This is a genomic window from Streptomyces candidus (assembly GCF_014207445.1).
Taxonomy (GTDB): Bacteria; Actinomycetota; Actinomycetes; order Streptomycetales; family Streptomycetaceae; genus Streptomyces; species Streptomyces candidus.
In genome coordinates this window covers 338,321-355,371 of record NZ_JACHEM010000002.1, presented here as the reverse complement: position 1 = coordinate 355,371, position 17,051 = coordinate 338,321, and the positions used below count along the sequence as shown (strand labels likewise).

Sequence of the window (17,051 nt, the reverse complement as noted above, 5' to 3'; positions counted from 1 at the left end):
TCGCGGTATTCGGACACCGAGACCGGGGACGCCCCCTCGTGACCCGCCTCACACCGAACGGCGTCACACTTCGGCGCTGCGACCCATCATAGGGGTGTCAGCACAGGGTCATCACCTTCATGGAAAGGGAGTTCGTCATGGAAGCTCGGCTCAACCTCTTCGGCAGCCCTCTCGCGGGCAAGCTCATGCAACACATCGGTGCGGCGGGCAAGGTCGTCTCGGACTCGGCCCTGCCCGCCGCCACCCAGGAACTGGTGAAGATCCGTGCCAGCCAGATCAACGGGTGCGGCTTCTGCACGGACATGCACACCAAGGACGCCGCCGAGGCCGGTGAGACCGCGACGCGTCTGCACCTGATCGCGGCGTGGCGCGAAGCCACGGTGTTCACCGATGCGGAGCGCGCCGCCCTGGAGCTGACCGAGGAGGGCACCCGTATCTCCGACGCCGACGGCGGCGTGTCGGACGAGGTCTGGGCGAACGCCGCCAAGCACTTCGACGAGGAGCAGCTCATGGCTCTGGTGTCGCTCGTCGCCCTCATCAACGCCTACAACCGGATGAACGTCATGATCCGGATGCCCGCGGGCGACTACCGGCCCGGCCAGTTCGGCTGAGCACGCACAGGTGCGGAAGGGACACCGAGTGCTCTCGGCGCCCCTTCCGCCTGCCCTGCCGTTCGCGGGCCGCCCACGGGGTGACGGCGGCCCCTGCGATGCGCGGCGCTGCTACCGGACCCTGCCGCCCCGCTTGGCCGCCATGTTGGCCCGCCCCTCGGAACTCCTTTGCTTCCAGCCGCGCAGCATCTCCTGACGCAGCCGCGCGTCGGTCTTGGCGACGATGCGCCGGTTCTCGCGCATCAGCTTGCGCCAGCTCTCCAGCCGGCGCTCGGGCAGGCTGCCGTCCTCGATCGCGGCGAGGACGGCGCAGCCCGGCTCGGCCACGTGCCCGCAGTCGTGGAACCGGCAGTCCTGCGCCAACTCCCCGATCTCCGCGAATACTTGGCCGACCCCGGCCCCTGCGTCCCACAGCCCGACGCCGCGCAGTCCCGGCGTGTCGATGAGCACTCCCCCGCCCGGCAGCGCGAGCAGGTTGCGGGTGGTCGTGGTGTGCCGGCCCTTCCCGTCGATGTCGCGGGTGGCCTGCACCTCCATGACGTCCTCCCCCAGGAGGGCGTTGGCCAGCGTGGACTTTCCCGCGCCGGAGACACCGAGCAGCACGCTCGTATCCCCGGTGACGACCGCCGCGAGGGCGTCGAGCCCCGCACCGGTGGCGGAGCTGACCGGCAGCACCCGAACACCCGGCGCGACCGTCTCGACGTCCTCGACGAGGTACGACAGCCCCGTGGCGTCCGGGACCAGATCGGCCTTGGTGAGGACGACGACGGGCACGGCTCCGGACTCCCAGGCCAGCGCGAGGAAGCGTTCGATCCGGCCGAGGTCGAGCTCGACGGCGAGCGACACCGCGATGACCGCGTGGTCGACGTTGGCCGCGAGGATCTGCCCCTCGGACCGCTGGGAGGAGGTGGACCGTACGAACGCGGTACGCCGCGGCAGCAGCGTACGGATCAACTGCGGGTCACCGGCCGGCTCGACGGCGGCCCAGTCGCCGGTGCACACGACACGCAGCGGATCGTGCGGGGTGACCAGCGCGGTGTCCGCGCGGATCGGGCCTTCGGTCGTGACGACGTCGGCCTGACCCCGGTCCACCCGTACGACCCGGCCCGGCAGCAGGCCCTGTTCGGCGTACGGGGTGAACTCGGCTTCCCACGCTGCGTCCCAGCCGTACGGCTGGAGCGGGTGCGTGGACAGGGCGGAAGCCTGGGAGTGCTCGTGGAAAGACAAGGGGGAACCCTTCGGAACAAGGGCGGCCCCGGCACCGCGCTCGTTCGGCGCGGGAGAAGAAGTGGTCAGCCGGAGGCCACGGAGGTGGAGTGGACGAGCCTTCGAGTGCACGCAGCACTCACCATGACGACAGCCATCGGTCACACCTCCTGCCTGGTACAGCTGACTACCGGCGACTGTCGGCCGCCGGAGGAACGTTGCACACCATAACCACCGCCCCGAACGGTGCGCCAGCGCTTTTTCCCGGGACCCTTCCCCGCCCGCCGACGACCGAACTGGCGCCGCTCCCGGGGCACTTCCGGCGTTGTACCGCGGACATGGACGAGAGGAAGGCGGCGGGCATGTCCGGGGGCGTACGCGTCATTCCCGGCGCGTGTGCGGCTTCGAGGTCCGCCCCCGGCGGTGCGCCGCCACGCGCTCCCTGGTCGCACAACGACGGGAGCAGTAGCGGCGCTCCGGGCCGCTGCCGTGGGCGAGATAGACATTGCGGCAGGAGGCGGCGGCGCAGACCCCGCCCGGCGCGGCACGGCGGTCCCAGAGCAGGACCGCCAGTGCGAGGCAGGAGGACGCGAGGAACCACTCGCCCCACGGAGCGTCGTCGTCGCCGTCCAGGTGGGGGTGCCAGTCGGCGGTGCCGGAGTGCGAGGTGAGACGGAAGCGCCCCCGGGTGCGGGCCAACAGGCCGTTGAGGACGGCGGCCGCCTCGTCGGGACCGGGGGCGGCGAAGACCTCGCGCAGGAGGAGGGCGGCGTCCCGCAGCTCCGCGAGGTCGCTCTCGCCGAGTTCGAGAGGGCGCGCCTCGCCGTGCTCCAGGAGCACGTCGGTGACGGACACGAGCAACGCGACGCCCTGCTCCTCGTCGCACAGCACGTTGATCAGGGCTGCGGTCCGCCGGGCCGTGTTCATCGACAGCATCCGCAGAATGTAACGCAACTGGTGCGCCTTTGCGTTACCTGCGTAACGTCGTCGCCATGCTGAAGCGTCACCGCACGGAGCGGGTCGGGGCCCCGGGTCGCCGCAGGGAGCGGTCCGCGGCGGTGCGTTACCTCGCCGGGGCCACCGCCGCCCGCACCGGGGACGACATGTCGGGGCCCGCCGTGCTCCTCCTGGCACTTGCGGTCACCGGTTCGACCGCCGCCGCGTCGTCCCTGCTGGCGGGGCTGACGATCGCGGCGGCGGTGGGCGGGCCGGTGTTCGGGGTGCTGCTCGACAGGGCCCGGCGTCCCGGCCGACTGCTGGCCGTCGCGCTCGGACTGTACGCGGCGGCTCTCCTCGTCGTCCTGCTGCTCCTGGGGCGGGCGCCGGTCATGGTGGTCGTCCTGGTCGCGGTGGGGGCGGGACTGCTCGGCCCCGCACTGTCCGGCGGCTGGACGTCGCAACTCCCCCTGGTCGTCGAGGAGGAGGAACTCGGCCGGGCGAACGCGCTGGACGCGTCGACGTTCAGCGTCGCCGGGCTCGTGGGCCCCGCGCTGGCGGGCGCAGTCGCGGGACTGGCCGGGGTCTCCTCGGCTGTCGTCGTGTCGGCGGCGCTGATCCTGGCGGCGCTGCCGGTGGCCTGGACGCTGCCAGGGTCCCGTACGGCAGCGCCCGCGGCACGACGGGCGGGCAGGAGAGACGCCCCCGGCGGGCCCGTGTCCGCGCGGTCCGCCCTTGTCGACCTGGCGGACGGCTTCCGTGCCGTCGGGCGCAGTCGTCCGCTCGCGCGTGCCACCGCGGCCTCGGTCCTCTCGTGCACCGGCGAGGGCGTCTTCGTCACCGTCGCTCCGCTGCTCGGCGCGGCCGTCCTTGGCGGTGCGCACCACGGTGCGCTGCTGCTGTCCGGTACCGCGGTGGGTGCGCTCGCCGCCAATTCCGTTCTGGCCGGGCGGCCACGACTGATGCGGCGGCCCGACCTCGTCATCGCGCCGAGTGCGGTCGTACTCGCCGCCGCCTGCCTCCTCGCGGCGGCCCTGCATCCGGTGGCGGTGATCGCAGCGGGGGTGCTGGCCGGAATCGGGGCGGGGCCGCAGCTCGCCGCGTTGTTCGCGGTGCGCCACCGGGAGTCGCCTCCGCGGCTGCGCGGCCGGGTCTTCACCACGGGCGCCTCGCTCAAGCTGACCGGGTTCGCCCTGGGTGCGGCCCTCGCGGGTCCGCTCGCCACCCGGTCGGTGCCGGTGGCGCTGCTGGTGGCGGCCGGGTTGCAGGGGGCGGCTGCGGCGTGCAGCGCCCGCGTACGGGTCCCTGTCGGACGTGCCGTAAGGCTTTCGTCATCGGTTGATCACGGCCGGAAGCGTCGGTCGCGCAGTTGAATACGGGCATGGACAAGCACGGAGTCAGAGGATTCCTCAGCAGGCGGATCGTGACCGGAATCGTGGTGGTGGGGGTGCTCGCGGCCGGGTTCGGAGCGTATTGGTTCCAGCCGTGGAAGATCTTCACGGACGAGACGGTGCGGGACGAGGCGCCGGTGGCGGCGCAGGCGCCCCGGGCGGCGGGCAACCCGGAGCAGAGCGGAATGCCGGGCGGCGAGGAGAAGCCCGCGGCCGTCGGGCCGGTGGCGGTGTCCGCCGGGAACCTGATCAGTCACGAGCACGAGACCAGCGGTTCCGTACGGGTGCTGCGACTGCCCGACGGCAGCCGGACACTGCGTTTCGAAAACCTTGAGACGAGCAACGGGCCGGATCTGCGGGTGGTGCTGAGCGACGCCAAGGTGGTGGAGGGGAAGGCGGGCTGGCACGTCTTCGACGACAACGCCTACACCACCTTGGCGAAGCTCAAGGGCAACAAGGGCAGTCAGAACTACGCCCTGCCCGCGGACCTGGACCTGGACCGGTACCGGAGCGTCAGTATCTGGTGCGACCGCTTCGACGTGTCGTTCGGTGCCGCCGAACTGACCGCGGTGAAGGCGTAGTCGGTCACGAGGGCCGGGGCGGGCCCGGCCGGTCACATGTGGCGCGTCAGGACCTGCGCCACCGTGTCCAGTGCGGTGTGCAGCTCCAGGTGGTCGTGCGCTTCGAGCGTGGTGTCCAGGAGGGGGCTGTCGGTGGAGAGCGTGGTCAGGCCGGTGTCCTCCTCGCGGCCGAAGCGGACGGTCAGGGTCTCGCCGGAGTGGAGGGTGAGGGTGACCGTCGCGGCGCTGGGCAGCGGCTGGAGTACGGAGATCTCGGCGTCGGTCCGCCCGGTCTGCGCGCCGAGCCGGCGCGGGGTGCTGCGGGAGGCCCGGTAGACGTGCGAGTGGTGCAGGGCGATCTGGAGCCGGTCGGAAAGTTCTTCGGCGGTCTCCTCACGGTCGGCGTCCGCGAGTTCGTCGAGGAGAAGGGCGGCGATGGAGCGGTACGCGAGGGCCAGCTGCCAGCCCGCGGTGGTGAGCGGGCCGGGGTCGTGGGAGTGGCTGAGCGGTTCGAACACGTCCGCCGCCTGCCGGGCCACCGCGTCCACCGCTGCCGCGCCGACCGACTCGGGGCGCCGGGCGGGGGCGGCGTCCCTGTCCTGCCGGTCGATGCCGCGCGCGGCGAGGTCGGCGTACACGGTGTCCCGGGCGACTCCGGCGACCGAGGCGAGTTCGGCGGGGTTGCGGGTGCCGGTGAGCCAGGCTGCCTCGATCAGCTCGGCACGGTTGTCTTCGGTGCTTTCACCGAGGGCGGCGAGCGCGTTGAGCCGGGGTGAGGACGTGTCGGATGCGTTCATACGGGTCACCGTAGGACGGGAGGCCCGCCGCACCCGGCAGCACCGCGCCGCACCACTGGACCGCACCGCCCGCGTGGCGGAGGGTGCGGTCCAGTGGTATGCGCCGGGCCGTACGGGTGGGCGGCACGGGCCGCCCGTACGGCCCGGCGACGGCCGCACGGCAGGGAAAGGCGCCGGGGACAGGTCGCGCGGTACGGGCAGGCGCCACGGTCGCGCCGCGCGGCTGGGCTCGGGCGGATGCGGGCCGCCCGCGGGTCTACTGGTCCGCGCCGACCGCGTGCAGGAAAGTACGGAACTTCGCACCGGTCTCGGCGGTCTCCGCCTCCGGCTCGGACGCGGCGACGACGCCCGCGCCCGCGTAAAGGCGCAGCGTGCGCCCCTCGGCCTCGGCACAGCGGATGGTGACGACCCATTCCCCGTCGCCGTCGGCGCTGCCCCAGCCGATCATGCCGGTGAAGAACCCGCGGTCGAAGGGTTCGGTCTCCGCGATGACTTGACGCGCCGTCAGGGTGGGGGTGCCGCAGACGGCGGGAGTCGGGTGCAGGGCGGAGGCGAGTTCGAGGGCGGAGGCGGCGCCTTCGTCGGGCAGGGTGCCGGTGACGGTGGTGGAGAGGTGCCACATGGTGGCGGTGCGGATCAGGGTCGGCTTCGCGGGAACGTCGAGGGTGGTGCAGTACGGGGCGAGCGCGCCGTGCACCGCGTCGACGACGACGGCGTGCTCGTGCAGGTCCTTCGCGGAGGCGAGCAGGGCGGCGGCCCGGCGGACGTCCTCGGCGAGGTCCGCGCTGCGCGGGGTGGATCCGGCGAGCGGGTTGGCCACGACCTTGTTGCCGCGCCGGGAGACGAGGAGTTCGGGGCTGGCGCCGATCAGGGTGCGGTCGGGGGCGGTGCACTCCGTACCGGTGGGACCGGCGCCGGTGGGCAGCGCGAAGGTGTAGCCGGACGGGTCGCGGCGGGCGAGGCGCTGGAGCATCACCGGCAGGTCGAGCGGAGCGTCGGCGGTGAGTTCCAGGGTGCGGGCGAGGACGACCTTGCTGAACTCGCCGCGCCACATGCGGTCGACGACGGCGGCGACCCCGGCCCCGTACACCTCGGGTGCGGGCACCGGCACGACGTCCCACTCCGTCTCGGCGGGCAGGTCGGCGGGCAGGGCGATCAGCGGGTCGGTGGCGAGCGGCGGGGCGTCCTGGACGCGCTCGGGCACGGCGAGGGCGGCGGGTGCGTTCTGGTCGAAGCGCACGGCGCCGATGACGACGGGGTGGGCCTGCCCGTCACGGCGGGCCGCGTCCAGGGTTTCGGCAACGCGCACGGTCAACGGGCGCTCGTCGTGCGGGACTTCGCGCACCGGGCCGTCGGCGAGGAGGGTGCGGGTGGGGGTGGCGAGGAAACGGGCGCCGGGGGTGTAGGCGTCCAGCAGACCGGTGGCCGCGCCGACGGCGGGGTGTGCCGCTTCGGCGGAGTGTCGCGACGCGGGGACGGTGGCGGTGGCGGGTGCGGGTGCCGTCGACACGGTGTCCACGGGGTCTCCAATGCTCGTGAGGATGTGGGGGCGGAGCGAGAGAGGGGGGTGCAGGGGGCGGATCAGCGGAGGGTGGCGCCGCCGTCGACGTAGATGTCCTGCATGGTGATGTGGCGTGCGCGGTCGGAGGCCAGGAACAGGACGGCGTCGGCGATGTCCGAGGGCTGGGCGATCCGGCCGAGCGGTATGCCGGTCCGGTAGGTGCCCAGGTCGCCTTCGACGACCCCCTGCTCGGCGTCCGGCCGGCCTTCCCACAGGCCGCGCTGCATGGGGGTGTCGGTGGAGCCGGGGGCGACGACGTTGCAGCGGACGCCGCTGCGCGCGACCTCCAGGCCCAGACATTTGGTGAACATGGCGGCGGCGGCCTTGGAGGCGGCGTAGGCGGCCATGCCGGTACGGGGGATGCCCGCCGCGTTGGAGGCGACGGTGACGATGCACCCCTTGCGGCGCTGTGTCATGCGTGCGGCGGCGGCGCGGGAGGTGTGGAAGACGCCGGTGGTGTTCACGGCGAAGGTGTCGGCCCAGTCCTGGTCGGTGAGTTCGGTGGCGGGGGCGGTACGGAGGATCCCGGCGACGTTCACCAGCAGGTCCAGCGGCCCGAGTTCGGACTCGACGCGGGCGACGGTCTCCTCCACCGCCCGGCTGTCGGTGACGTCCAGCGGGTACGCGGTGACCGCACCCCTCCCGCCGTTGCCGGCGTCCTCGGCCAGGGTCGCGGCGAGATCCCGTACGCCGGCCGGGACCCGGTCGGTGGCGGCCACGGTCGCACCACGGGCCGCCAGTGCCCGTACGACCGCTTCGCCGATGCCCTGCGCGGCACCGGTGACGAGCGCGACGCGACCGGCGAACTCATCCGCCACGGACGGCAGGTATGACGGTTGTCCCGGTATGTGCTCCGGCATGGACGCCCCTCCTTCAGCTTCTTAGGTGAGCCTAACCTAATGCACGACGAAGATCGAGAGGGGGTCGACCCGACCCGGGCCCGGCATCCGCGGAGGGTAGGGGGTCGTGGGGCACGCCCGGCGGTCGGCGTCAACCGGTCGTGTGGACCGGACAACGAGACGCACACATGGGGCCCTTCCATGAGCAAGGCTGAGCCCATGGAACATCTGCCGCACGGATACACGAACCACACCACCTACCACGCCGGTGTCGTCACCAAGGCCTACAAGGGCCGCGACGCGCAGCGCCGGATGGAGCGGGAGGCCGCCGCACTGTGCGGCCTGGAGACCCTCGGAACCGCCTTCCCCGTGCCCCAGTTGATCGGCTGCACCGGTGAGAGCCTGAGCATGACCTTCCTGGAGGGCGTGCACGGCCAGGACCTCATCGACGCGGGTTACGCCGACGCGGTGCTGCGGGCCTGCGGGGCGGCTCTGCGGGCGGTGCACTCGGTCGACGCCACGGACGTCTTTCCCCGGGCCAGGCCCGGAACCGTACTCGTGCACGGGGATTTCGGGCCGAACAACCTTCTGCTCACCGGCGACGCGTCGCGCGTCACCGCAGTCCTCGACTGGGAGTGGGCGCACTGGGGCGATCCCGTCGAGGACCTGGCGTGGTGCGAGTGGATCGTCCGCACGCACCACCCCGAGGACGTGTCCGCGCTCGACGGCTTCTTCGAGGCGTACGGGCACCGGCCCGACTGGCAGGTGCGGCACCGGGCGATGGCCGACCGGTGCCGCGAACTCGTCGACTTCCAGCCACAACGGGTGTCCCTGCTGATCGACACCGAAAGCTGGACGGAATAGGGGAGTTGACGCTACGTCAACAGAGCACTGCGGCGAGCACCTTCGCCTCCACCTCCGGATCGAGCCCCACCACCGGCCGGTCCGAGCGCTGCGGGGCCGTCCCGCCCAGCGCACTCAGCCACCGCCAGGTGTCCGCCACGGTCTCGGCGACCGGGCGGCAGCGCAGCCCGGTGGCGAGCGCCTTGCTGACGTCCGTGCGGTGAATGGCGTCGTGGTCCTCGCCCGGCGGCACCCACACCGGCAGGTCCAGCCACGGTTCGACCCCGTACGAGAGGAGCAACTCCGGCTCCTTCCAGCACAGTTCGGCGGTCGCCGATCCGGTCGCCCGGACGCACGACTCCAACAGCTCCCCCATGGTCGCGTGCCCTTCCGGGGAGACCAGGTTGTACGGGCCCGACAGCTCGTCCCGTGCCGCGTCGAGCATCCAGGCGGCGAGGTCGCGGGCGTCGACGAACTGGATCGGCAGGTCGCGCGGGCCCGGGGCGAGAACCGGACCGCCGCGGGCCACCCGGTTCAGCCACCACGGGAGGCGGCCGATGTTCTCTCCGGGCCCGAGTATCAGGCCCGCCCTGACGAGCACCGTACGGTCCGCGCCGAAGGCCTCGACGGCGGCGTCCTCCCCGCCGCGCTTCATGTGCGCATAGCCCTCGTCGCCCGGCTCCACGAGCGCGCCGTCCTCACCCCGACCGGCCGGCGAGGGGTGCGCGTACACCGATGCGGACGACACGTAGACGTACCGCCGGGCGTGGCGGGCCAGCAGTTCGGCCGCGTCCCGTACGGCCGCGGGCGGGCCCGACCAGGTGTCGAGCACCGCGTCCCAGGTGGCGCCGTCCCGTACCGCGGCGTCGAGCGCGGTGAGATCGCCGAGGCGGTCACCGTGCAGCGCACGGACGCCGGGCGGCGGCGCATGGGTGCCGCGGTGGAAGACCGTGACGTCCCAACCCCGCGCGAGGGCTTGCTCGGTGACGGCGCGTCCGACGAATTCGGTTCCGCCGAGTACGAGGAGCTTGAAGGGCTTCGCGGGTGCCGTCGTCGCTGCGTTCATGAGCGCCATCATGCCCGACGGCCCGCGGGGCGGCGGCGGGGTTCGCTCGTAGCGCAGGGCCGTCGCGGCCCGGGACGGACGCACCTGCCGGGACGCGTCACCCGGGGGCCGCGGGCAGCGTCACCTCGAACCGGCAGCCACCGGGCACGTTGCGGACGTCGGCCCGGCCCGCGTGGGCCTCGACGATGCCGCGGACGATGGCCAGCCCCAGGCCCGCGCCACCCGGGGGTGTCCGGGCCTCCGTGCCGCGCCAGCCGGTGTCGAAAACCCGGGGCAGGTCGGCCTCCGGGATGCCGCCGCAGCCGTCGGTGACCGAGACCACGACGGTCCGGGGCTCCGGCCCCGGCTCCGCGGCGACAGCCACCGTTCCGTCGGCGGGGGTCCGGCGGATGGCGTTGACCAGCAGGTTCGACAGCACCCTGGACATCTCCCGGCCATCGACCTCCACCGGCACCGCTTCGACCCGCTCCCCCACCAGGCGCACGCCGTGCTCACGGGCGAGCGGGTCCGCGCCCGCGAGGGCGTCGCCCACCAGGTCGTACAGGGAGAGCCGGACAGGGGTGAGGGCGAGCGACCCGGCGTGGATCCGGGACAGCTCGAAGAGGTCACCGACCATGACGTTGAGCCGGTCCACCTCCGTGCGGATCTGCCGGTGGTAGCGGGCCGGGTCCTCGGCGACCCCGTCCTCCAGCGCCTCGGCCATCGCGCGCAGTCCGGCGAGCGGAGTGCGCAGGTCGTGCGAGATCCAGGAGACCAGCTCGCGCCGCGACGTCTCCAACGCCTGCTCGCGCTCCCGCGACGCGCGGAGCTTGCCGCTGGTGGTCGCCAACTCCTTCGCGAGTTCCGTCAGTTCGGCGGTGGCGGAGCCGCCGGGGGCCGCGAAGTCCCCGCCGTCCCCGAAGGACCGGGCGGCCTTCGCGAGCGCCCTGCTGCGGGCGACCACCCAGCGCCCCAGCAGCAGGGAGGTGGCGAGCGACACGACGGCGGCCATCGCGACGACGGTGGTGACGACGGCCAGGTCGTGGGCGTTGATGAGCATCGCCCAGCACACGGAGAGCGTCCCGGCGAGCATGGCGGCGACGGTCACCGCGACGACGACGGTCAGCGAGACGGCCACCGACCGACGCCGCAGCAGACGCAGGGCCAGCGCCCCGCCGAGCCCGGCGACGGCGGCGCCGAGCGCGGCGAACAGAGCGATCAGGGCGAGGTCGCTCACGTCGGCGACCATGCCCATCCCGGTCACCACCGCGCGCTCGGGGAGGCTCCCGGTCCCGCCGCTCATGCGGGGCCGCCCGGTCCCGGCCCGTACGGCACGCGGCCGGGAAGGCGCGCGGGACCGCCGGGCGCGTCCACTTCCCGTCGCGCCTCGTCCCGGCCGACCTCGTCCCGGCCCACGACGCCCCGGCCCACCTCGTCCCGTCCCGCCTCGGACGCGCTCGGCCCTGCCCGTACTCCGGGCGCGGGCCCCGTACCGGCTCCCCCGCCGGGTCCCGGTGCCGCGTCGAAGCGGTAGCCCGCTCCCCATACGGTCTGGATCAGCGCCGGAGCGGCCGGGTCCGTTTCGATCTTGCCGCGCAGGCGGCGCACATGGACCGTGACCGTGGAGAGATCGCCGAAGTCCCAGCCCCACACCTCCTTGAGGAGGTGTTCCCTGCTGTGCACCCGGCCCGGGTTGCTCAGCAGGTACGTGAGCAGGTCGAACTCCCGCAGGGTGAGGGCCAGCGCCCGGCCGTCGCGGGTGGCCCGGCGGGCCGCCGGGTCGATCTCAAGGCCGGCCGCGCGCAGCCGGGGGCCGGTGGCGTGGCGGGCCGTGGCCGCCCGGCGTAGTACGGACTCGACGCGCAGCACCAGCTCGCGGGGGCTGAACGGCTTGGTCACGTAGTCGTCCGCGCCGACCTCAAGACCGAGGATGCGGTCCTCCTCGTCGCCCCGCGCGGTCAGCATGATCACCGGCACCGGTCCGGCCTCGGCCCGCAGCCGCGCGCACACCTCCAGGCCGTCCATGCCCGGCAGCATCAGGTCGAGCACGACCAGGTGGGGACGGTGCGCCGCGGCGGCGTGCAGCGCGGCGGGCCCGTCGGCGGCGTGCCGCACGTCGAAGCCGGCCTTGCGGAGGTAGCCGGTGACCACCTCGGCGACGGTGGGGTCGTCGTCCACCACGAGGATCGAACTGTTGCTGTCGTACTCCATGGTCGACAGTGTCACCCGGTCCGGCCGCCGGGGTGCACCGGGCGCCGCTTACCGTTTCGTGACGCCGGCCCCGGCTGCACTCCGCGGTGCCGCCGCGTGCGTACGACCCTGACCATGCCCGTCCCCGTACGCCCCATGCATGTCCCGCGCGGACGACCGTGCCGCGTCCGTGACCGCCACCATGCCCGCGTCCGTGTCCCGTACGACCGGGCAGGACACCCATGCCCGCACGACTGCCCGCACGACCGCGCTCGTCCGACGTCCGATTTCTTCAAGATCCGCCGTGCCACGCCCTCCTACAGTGAGCGCATGACTCCTCGACTCGACTCCGTCGGCATCGTCACGTCCGACATGGCCGCCTCCCTCGACTTCTACCGGCGTCTCGGCGTTCCCGTTCCCGACGGGGCCGAGTCCGCGCCGCACGTCGAAGCCACGCTGCCCGGGGGGATGCGTGTGCTGTGGGACACGGAGGAGGTGATCCGTTCCTTCGACCCGGAGTGGACGAGGCCGCAGGGGGGCGACCGGGTGGGGCTCGCCTTCCTCTGCGAGAGCCCCGCCGAGGTCGACACGGTGTACGACGGTCTGGTCGCCGCCGGATACACCGGCAGCCTCAAGCCGTGGAACGCCGAGTGGGGCCAGCGTTACGCGGTGGTGCTCGACCCGGACGGCTGCGGGGTCTCCCTGTTCGCTTTCCTGCCGGCGGCGAGCGAGGCGTAGGAACGCAGCGTCATCCCCGCCAGCTCCCGTGTCTCGCGGGCCAGATGGGCCTGGTCCGCGTACCCGGCCGTGTGTGCCACCGCCGCGAACGGCAGCCCTTCCCGTACGAGCGTCAGCGCGCGCTGGAGTCGCAGCACCCGGGCGAGCGTCTTGGGGCCGTACCCGAAGGCGTCGAGGGAACGGCGGTGCAGCTGACGCGCGCCGAGCCCGACCGCGTCGGCGGCCGCGGCGACGCTGTGTCCGGCGTCCAGCAGCGCGGCGACGGCGCGCGGCAGCGGGTCCGGCGGCGGAGCCCCGGCCGCTCTGCGCAGCACGACCTCCTCCAGTGCGACCGCCTGGTCCTGGGCTTCGCCCACCCGCTGGGCCAGCTCGGCCGCGCGTGGCCAGAGATCGGCCAACCCGACGCGCATGTCGCGCAGTTCGTGCGCCGGAACACCGAGCAGTGCGGCGCCGGTACCGGGCGCGAAGCGCACCCCGGCGAACCGTGCGCCCGGACTGTCGCTCGCACCGTGCGCCCGGGTGTCGGGTCCGGCGACGATCAGTGTGCCGTCCACCCACAGCAGGTCCATGCACCCGTCGGGCAGCACCGGGTACACCGGCGCGCCGGGCGCGGGGGCCGGGTCGGCGTCCCGTTGCCAGACGACGGCGCCGTCCAGCCGGGAGGGCCGTTCCAGGTAGCTGCCGGGCATGCTCACCAGGCTATCCCGGGGGTTCCCGGGTCGCCCGTGCATCACCCGGTGGGGGTCATCGGCCGATCGGCTGCACAGTGGCCTCCCGGTCGTGAACAATGGCGTCCACGCGCACCGGTTGGTCAAGCCACTTCTGCACGGGGGCCGTTATGAGCGCACTGATGAGGTTCGAGACGGCCGACGGCGCCGAGGTGGTGGTCGAGGTGGACCGCGTCGCTCCGGGGGCCAAGCTCGTCGCGCGGGGGAGCAACCGCCTCGCCGAGGCGGGCGAGACCTTCGACGGCGCGCTCCAGGGCATCCGCTCGGCCGCCGACGCCGCGCTGCGGGTGTTCCGGGAGGGCCCGCTGCGGCCGGACGGGGTCGAGCTGGAGTTCGGCGTGAAGCTGACCGGGGAGGCGGGCGCGGTGATCGCCAAGACGGCGATGGAGGGGCACATCACGGTGAAGCTGTCCTGGTCGTCCCAGGGCACGGAACTCCCGACGGGCGCGGACGGTTCCTCGGGCGCCACCGGTACGGGCCCCTCCGACCCGGCGGGAACGCCTTCCCGGCCGGCCACGGCCGGCCCGCCGGCCCCTCCGGGTGCCTCGCCCGCAGACGGGGCCGCCGCCCCCTGACCGGCCCACCTCCCCCGCGCACCGGACCGACCCACCGTCCCTGCGCACCCGTCCGCCCCCTGCGGCCCGCCCGCGCGCAACCGCCCGATCTCCACCGGACCGGCCCGCCCGTCCCTCCCCCTCAAGGGCCGATGGGCTACATCCCGCCCGCCGCATCCCCGCGCTGTGCGTCCGCGGCCCTGTCGCGGGAGGACAACCGGCCCTTCACGTCGTCCGGCGGCAGGAACCGCGACCACCGCTCCGGGAACTCCGACGGCATGTCCGGGTTCGTACCCGTCCACTCGCCCTCGCCGTCGTCGCCGGAGTCGTCGCCGTCGTCCATTTCCCACGCGGCGATCCGCTCCAGCTCCGCCGCCTTCGCGCGGGCTATCACCGCCGCGGCCTCCTGGGTGCGCAGCCGGTCGTTCTCGGCGCGGGCGGCGGCCGTCGCCACCGAGGGCCACACCCGGTCGATGGCCGCGTTCACCGCGGCTCCCACGAGCACCGCGAACGCGGACACCCCGATCCACAGCAACACGGCGATCGGTGCTGCCAGCGACCCGTAGATGGTGCCGCCCTCCACGGTGTTGGTGACGTAGATGCGCAGGAGGAAGCTGCCCAGCACCCACATGCCGAGCGCGATGAGTGCCCCGGGAACGTCCTCCACCCACGGCGAACGCACCGGTACCGACACGTGGTAGAGCGTCGTGAGGAAGATGACCGACAGCACTATCACCACCGGCCAGTACAGGACGCTGACGACCTCCGTCGCGAAGGGGACCAGGGCCACCACCCGGTCCGGGCCCACCACCATGAGCGGCAGCACCACCGCGCCGATCAGCAGGGCGACCACGTAGAGGAGGAAGGCGAGCAGCCGGGTCTTCACGATGCCGCGGTGCCCGTCCAGGCCGTACATCACCGTGATGGTGTCGATGAAGACGTTGACGGCGCGCGATCCGGACCACAGGGCGATGGCGAAGCCGATCGAGATGATGTCCGGGCGACCCGTTCGGGTGACGTCCTCCAGGAGCGGTTTCGCGAACTCGCGGACTCCGCGGTCGGAGAGCACGGCCTGGGAGGCACTGAGGATGTTCTCCTCGATGGACTTGACGGTCTCGGTGGCCGTCCAGTCGTCGATGTAACCGAGCAGTCCGATCAGCCCGAGCAGGAGGGGCGGCAGGGACAGCAGGGTGAAGAAGGCCGCCTCCGCGGCGAGTCCGAGGATGCGGTACTCGATGCAGGAGTTGACGGTGTCCTTGAGCAGCAGCCAGACGAGCTTGCGCTTGGAGACGTTCCGGTAGAGGACCCGAGCGCGGTGGAGCCGGTTCTCCTTGCGGTGCTTCCGCGGCCGTCCGGGGGTTTCTTTTGCTGGCTGCACCTCCTTACCGTATCCGCATGGCAGCCACCACCCACACAGTCACCAACCAGGCCCCGCCCCTGGTGGGGTACGACGTCTTCGCGGCGGACCGGGCCCTGTCCGAGGCCGTCGAGCGGCACACGGACCCCGCCCGCCTTCCCGAGGTACGGGAGGAACTCTCGACCCTCGGCAAGGCCGCCGGGTCCGCGCAGGCGCAGGAGTGGGGGGCGCAGGCGAACGAGAACCCGCCGAAACTGCACACCCACGACCGGTACGGGAACCGGATCGACGAGGTCGAGTTCCATCCGTCGTGGCACCGGCTGCTGGGCCATGCCGTCTCGGCCGGTCTGACGAACGCCTGGGGGCGGCCGGACGGTCACCTCCGCAGAGCCGCCGGGTTCCTGGTGTGGACGCAGGCGGAGGGCGGGCACGGCTGCCCGGTGTCGATGACGCACGCGGCGGTGCCGGCGCTGCGCGCGGACCCGTCCCTGGCGGCGGTCTGGGAGCCACGGCTCACCTCGGCCGTGTACGGCCAGGAACTCCTGCCGGCGACGGAGAAGCCGGGCGCCCTCTTCGGCATGGCCATGACGGAAAAGCAGGGCGGCAGCGACGTACGGGCGAACACCACCGAGGCCGTGCCGATCGACGGCGCCAGGGCGGGTGAGTACGCACTCACCGGGCACAAGTGGTTCTGCTCGGCGCCCATGAGCGACGGGTTCCTGGTCCTCGCCCGGGCGCCGGGCGGGCTGAGCTGTTTCCTGGTGCCGCGGGTGCTGGCGGACGGGATGCGCAACACGTTCCGCATCCAGCGGCTCAAGGACAAGCTGGGCAACAGGTCGAACGCTTCGGGCGAGGTGGAGTTCGACGGGACGTGGGGGCGGCTCGTCGGCGAGGAGGGGCGCGGGGTGCGCACCATCATCGGGATGGTGGCGGCGACCCGGCTGGACTGCGTGACGGGTTCCGCGGCGCTGATGCGCCAGGCGGTCGCGCAGGCCACCCACCACGCGGCACACCGCAGCGCGTTCGGCGGCGAGCTGATCGACAAACCGCTGATGCGCAACGTACTGGCCGATCTTCACCTGGAGTCGGAGGCGGCGACCGTCCTCGCCATGCGCCTGGCCGCCGCGTACGACAGTGACACCGAACAGGACCGGGCGCTGCTGCGGCTCGCGGTACCGGCCGCGAAGTACTGGGTGACGAAGCGGTGCACACCCGTCGCTGCGGAGGCGTTGGAGTGCCTGGGCGGCAACGGGTACGTCGAGGAGTCGGGCATGCCGCGGCTGCTGCGCGAGTCCCCGCTCAACTCGATCTGGGAGGGCTCGGGCAACGTGCAGGCGCTGGACGTACTGCGCGCCCTGCAGCGGGAGCCGATGGCGCTGAACGCCTTCCTTGCCGAGGTCGGGCAGGCACGCGGCGCCGACCACCGTCTCGACGGGGCGATCAAGGGCCTGCTGACGGAGCTCGCCGACCTGGACGGCATCGAGGGGCGGGCGCGGCGGCTGGTGGAACGGATGGCGCTGGTGCTGCAGGGGTCACTGCTGGTGCGCTGGGCGCCGCCGGAGGTGTCGGACGCGTTCTGCGCGTCGCGTCTCGGCGGGGACTGGGGGTCGGCGTTCGGCACGCTGCCGGGAAGCCTGGACCTGGCGTCCGTGGTGGAGCGGGCGCGCGTGGAGGTCTGAAGCGGCCGCGGCGGTG

Annotated in this window: 17 protein-coding genes; 7 read left to right on the top strand and 10 right to left on the bottom strand. The window is 73.1% G+C overall.

What is annotated here, in order from left to right; all coding sequences use genetic code 11:
* Positions 1–137: 137 nt before the first annotated feature.
* Positions 138–611, top strand: a complete 474-nt coding sequence (locus HNQ79_RS04585; RefSeq protein WP_185027141.1) for a carboxymuconolactone decarboxylase family protein — start codon at positions 138–140, stop codon at positions 609–611.
* Positions 612–722: 111 nt separating this feature from the next.
* On the opposite strand, the gene rsgA is transcribed toward HNQ79_RS04585, so the two are convergent.
* A complete protein-coding gene (gene rsgA, locus HNQ79_RS04580) occupies positions 723–1,838 on the bottom strand; it encodes a ribosome small subunit-dependent GTPase A (protein ID WP_185027138.1) in 1,116 nt (371 codons plus the stop codon).
* A gap of 360 nt (positions 1,839–2,198) precedes the next feature.
* On the bottom strand, positions 2,199–2,753 hold the full coding sequence (locus HNQ79_RS04575; RefSeq protein ID WP_185027136.1) for a CGNR zinc finger domain-containing protein: 555 nt from the start codon (positions 2,751–2,753) through the stop codon (positions 2,199–2,201).
* 56 nt (positions 2,754–2,809) lie between these two features.
* Here HNQ79_RS04575 and HNQ79_RS04570 point away from each other — a divergent pair, with 56 nt between their 5' ends.
* Positions 2,810–4,126 (top strand): MFS transporter, encoded by a 1,317-nt coding sequence (locus tag HNQ79_RS04570; protein ID WP_185027134.1) that lies wholly within the window; start codon positions 2,810–2,812, stop codon positions 4,124–4,126.
* A gap of 8 nt (positions 4,127–4,134) precedes the next feature.
* Positions 4,135–4,725 (top strand): DM13 domain-containing protein, encoded by a 591-nt coding sequence (locus HNQ79_RS04565; RefSeq protein WP_185027132.1) that lies wholly within the window; start codon positions 4,135–4,137, stop codon positions 4,723–4,725.
* Between the two features lie 32 nt (positions 4,726–4,757).
* On the opposite strand, the gene HNQ79_RS04560 is transcribed toward HNQ79_RS04565, so the two are convergent.
* The 3 genes from HNQ79_RS04560 to HNQ79_RS04550 all read right to left on the bottom strand — a co-directional run bounded on the left by HNQ79_RS04560 (position 4,758) and on the right by HNQ79_RS04550 (position 7,922).
* Positions 4,758–5,501 carry a hypothetical protein gene (locus HNQ79_RS04560; RefSeq protein ID WP_185027131.1) on the bottom strand — a complete coding sequence of 248 codons (744 nt, stop codon included), beginning with the start codon at positions 5,499–5,501 and terminating at the stop codon, positions 4,758–4,760.
* Between the two features lie 256 nt (positions 5,502–5,757).
* A complete protein-coding gene (dhbC, locus tag HNQ79_RS04555; RefSeq protein WP_185027656.1) occupies positions 5,758–7,011 on the bottom strand; it encodes an isochorismate synthase DhbC in 1,254 nt (417 codons plus the stop codon).
* 71 nt (positions 7,012–7,082) lie between these two features.
* Positions 7,083–7,922, bottom strand: coding sequence for a 2,3-dihydro-2,3-dihydroxybenzoate dehydrogenase (locus HNQ79_RS04550; RefSeq protein ID WP_185027129.1), 840 nt, complete (start codon positions 7,920–7,922; stop codon positions 7,083–7,085).
* 180 nt (positions 7,923–8,102) lie between these two features.
* Here HNQ79_RS04550 and HNQ79_RS04545 point away from each other — a divergent pair, with 180 nt between their 5' ends.
* Positions 8,103–8,765 (top strand): phosphotransferase family protein, encoded by a 663-nt coding sequence (locus HNQ79_RS04545; RefSeq protein ID WP_221507328.1) that lies wholly within the window; start codon positions 8,103–8,105, stop codon positions 8,763–8,765.
* A gap of 16 nt (positions 8,766–8,781) precedes the next feature.
* Here HNQ79_RS04545 and HNQ79_RS04540 read toward each other — a convergent pair whose 3' ends face one another.
* The 3 genes from HNQ79_RS04540 to HNQ79_RS04530 all read right to left on the bottom strand — a co-directional run bounded on the left by HNQ79_RS04540 (position 8,782) and on the right by HNQ79_RS04530 (position 11,976).
* Positions 8,782–9,810 carry an NAD-dependent epimerase/dehydratase family protein gene (locus HNQ79_RS04540; protein ID WP_185027127.1) on the bottom strand — a complete coding sequence of 343 codons (1,029 nt, stop codon included), beginning with the start codon at positions 9,808–9,810 and terminating at the stop codon, positions 8,782–8,784.
* Between the two features lie 97 nt (positions 9,811–9,907).
* Positions 9,908–11,026 (bottom strand): sensor histidine kinase, encoded by a 1,119-nt coding sequence (locus tag HNQ79_RS04535; protein WP_185027652.1) that lies wholly within the window; start codon positions 11,024–11,026, stop codon positions 9,908–9,910.
* 62 nt (positions 11,027–11,088) lie between these two features.
* Positions 11,089–11,976, bottom strand: coding sequence for a response regulator (locus HNQ79_RS04530; RefSeq protein WP_373312474.1), 888 nt, complete (start codon positions 11,974–11,976; stop codon positions 11,089–11,091).
* A gap of 333 nt (positions 11,977–12,309) precedes the next feature.
* On the opposite strand from HNQ79_RS04530, the gene HNQ79_RS04525 reads away from it, so the two are divergent.
* A complete protein-coding gene (locus HNQ79_RS04525) occupies positions 12,310–12,717 on the top strand; it encodes a VOC family protein (protein WP_185027123.1) in 408 nt (135 codons plus the stop codon).
* Here HNQ79_RS04525 and HNQ79_RS04520 read toward each other — a convergent pair.
* A complete protein-coding gene (locus HNQ79_RS04520) occupies positions 12,642–13,406 on the bottom strand; it encodes a helix-turn-helix transcriptional regulator (protein WP_185027121.1) in 765 nt (254 codons plus the stop codon). The genes HNQ79_RS04525 and HNQ79_RS04520 overlap by 76 nt on opposite strands.
* A gap of 149 nt (positions 13,407–13,555) precedes the next feature.
* On the opposite strand from HNQ79_RS04520, the gene HNQ79_RS04515 reads away from it, so the two are divergent.
* Positions 13,556–14,020 (top strand): CU044_2847 family protein, encoded by a 465-nt coding sequence (locus HNQ79_RS04515; protein ID WP_185027119.1) that lies wholly within the window; start codon positions 13,556–13,558, stop codon positions 14,018–14,020.
* Between the two features lie 136 nt (positions 14,021–14,156).
* Here HNQ79_RS04515 and HNQ79_RS04510 read toward each other — a convergent pair whose 3' ends face one another.
* Complete coding sequence (locus tag HNQ79_RS04510) at positions 14,157–15,377, bottom strand: YihY/virulence factor BrkB family protein (RefSeq protein ID WP_185027117.1); 1,221 nt, start codon at positions 15,375–15,377, stop codon at positions 14,157–14,159.
* Positions 15,378–15,394: 17 nt separating this feature from the next.
* Here HNQ79_RS04510 and HNQ79_RS04505 point away from each other — a divergent pair, with 17 nt between their 5' ends.
* Positions 15,395–17,035, top strand: coding sequence for an acyl-CoA dehydrogenase family protein (locus HNQ79_RS04505; RefSeq protein WP_185027115.1), 1,641 nt, complete (start codon positions 15,395–15,397; stop codon positions 17,033–17,035).
* Positions 17,036–17,051: the final 16 nt, after the last annotated feature.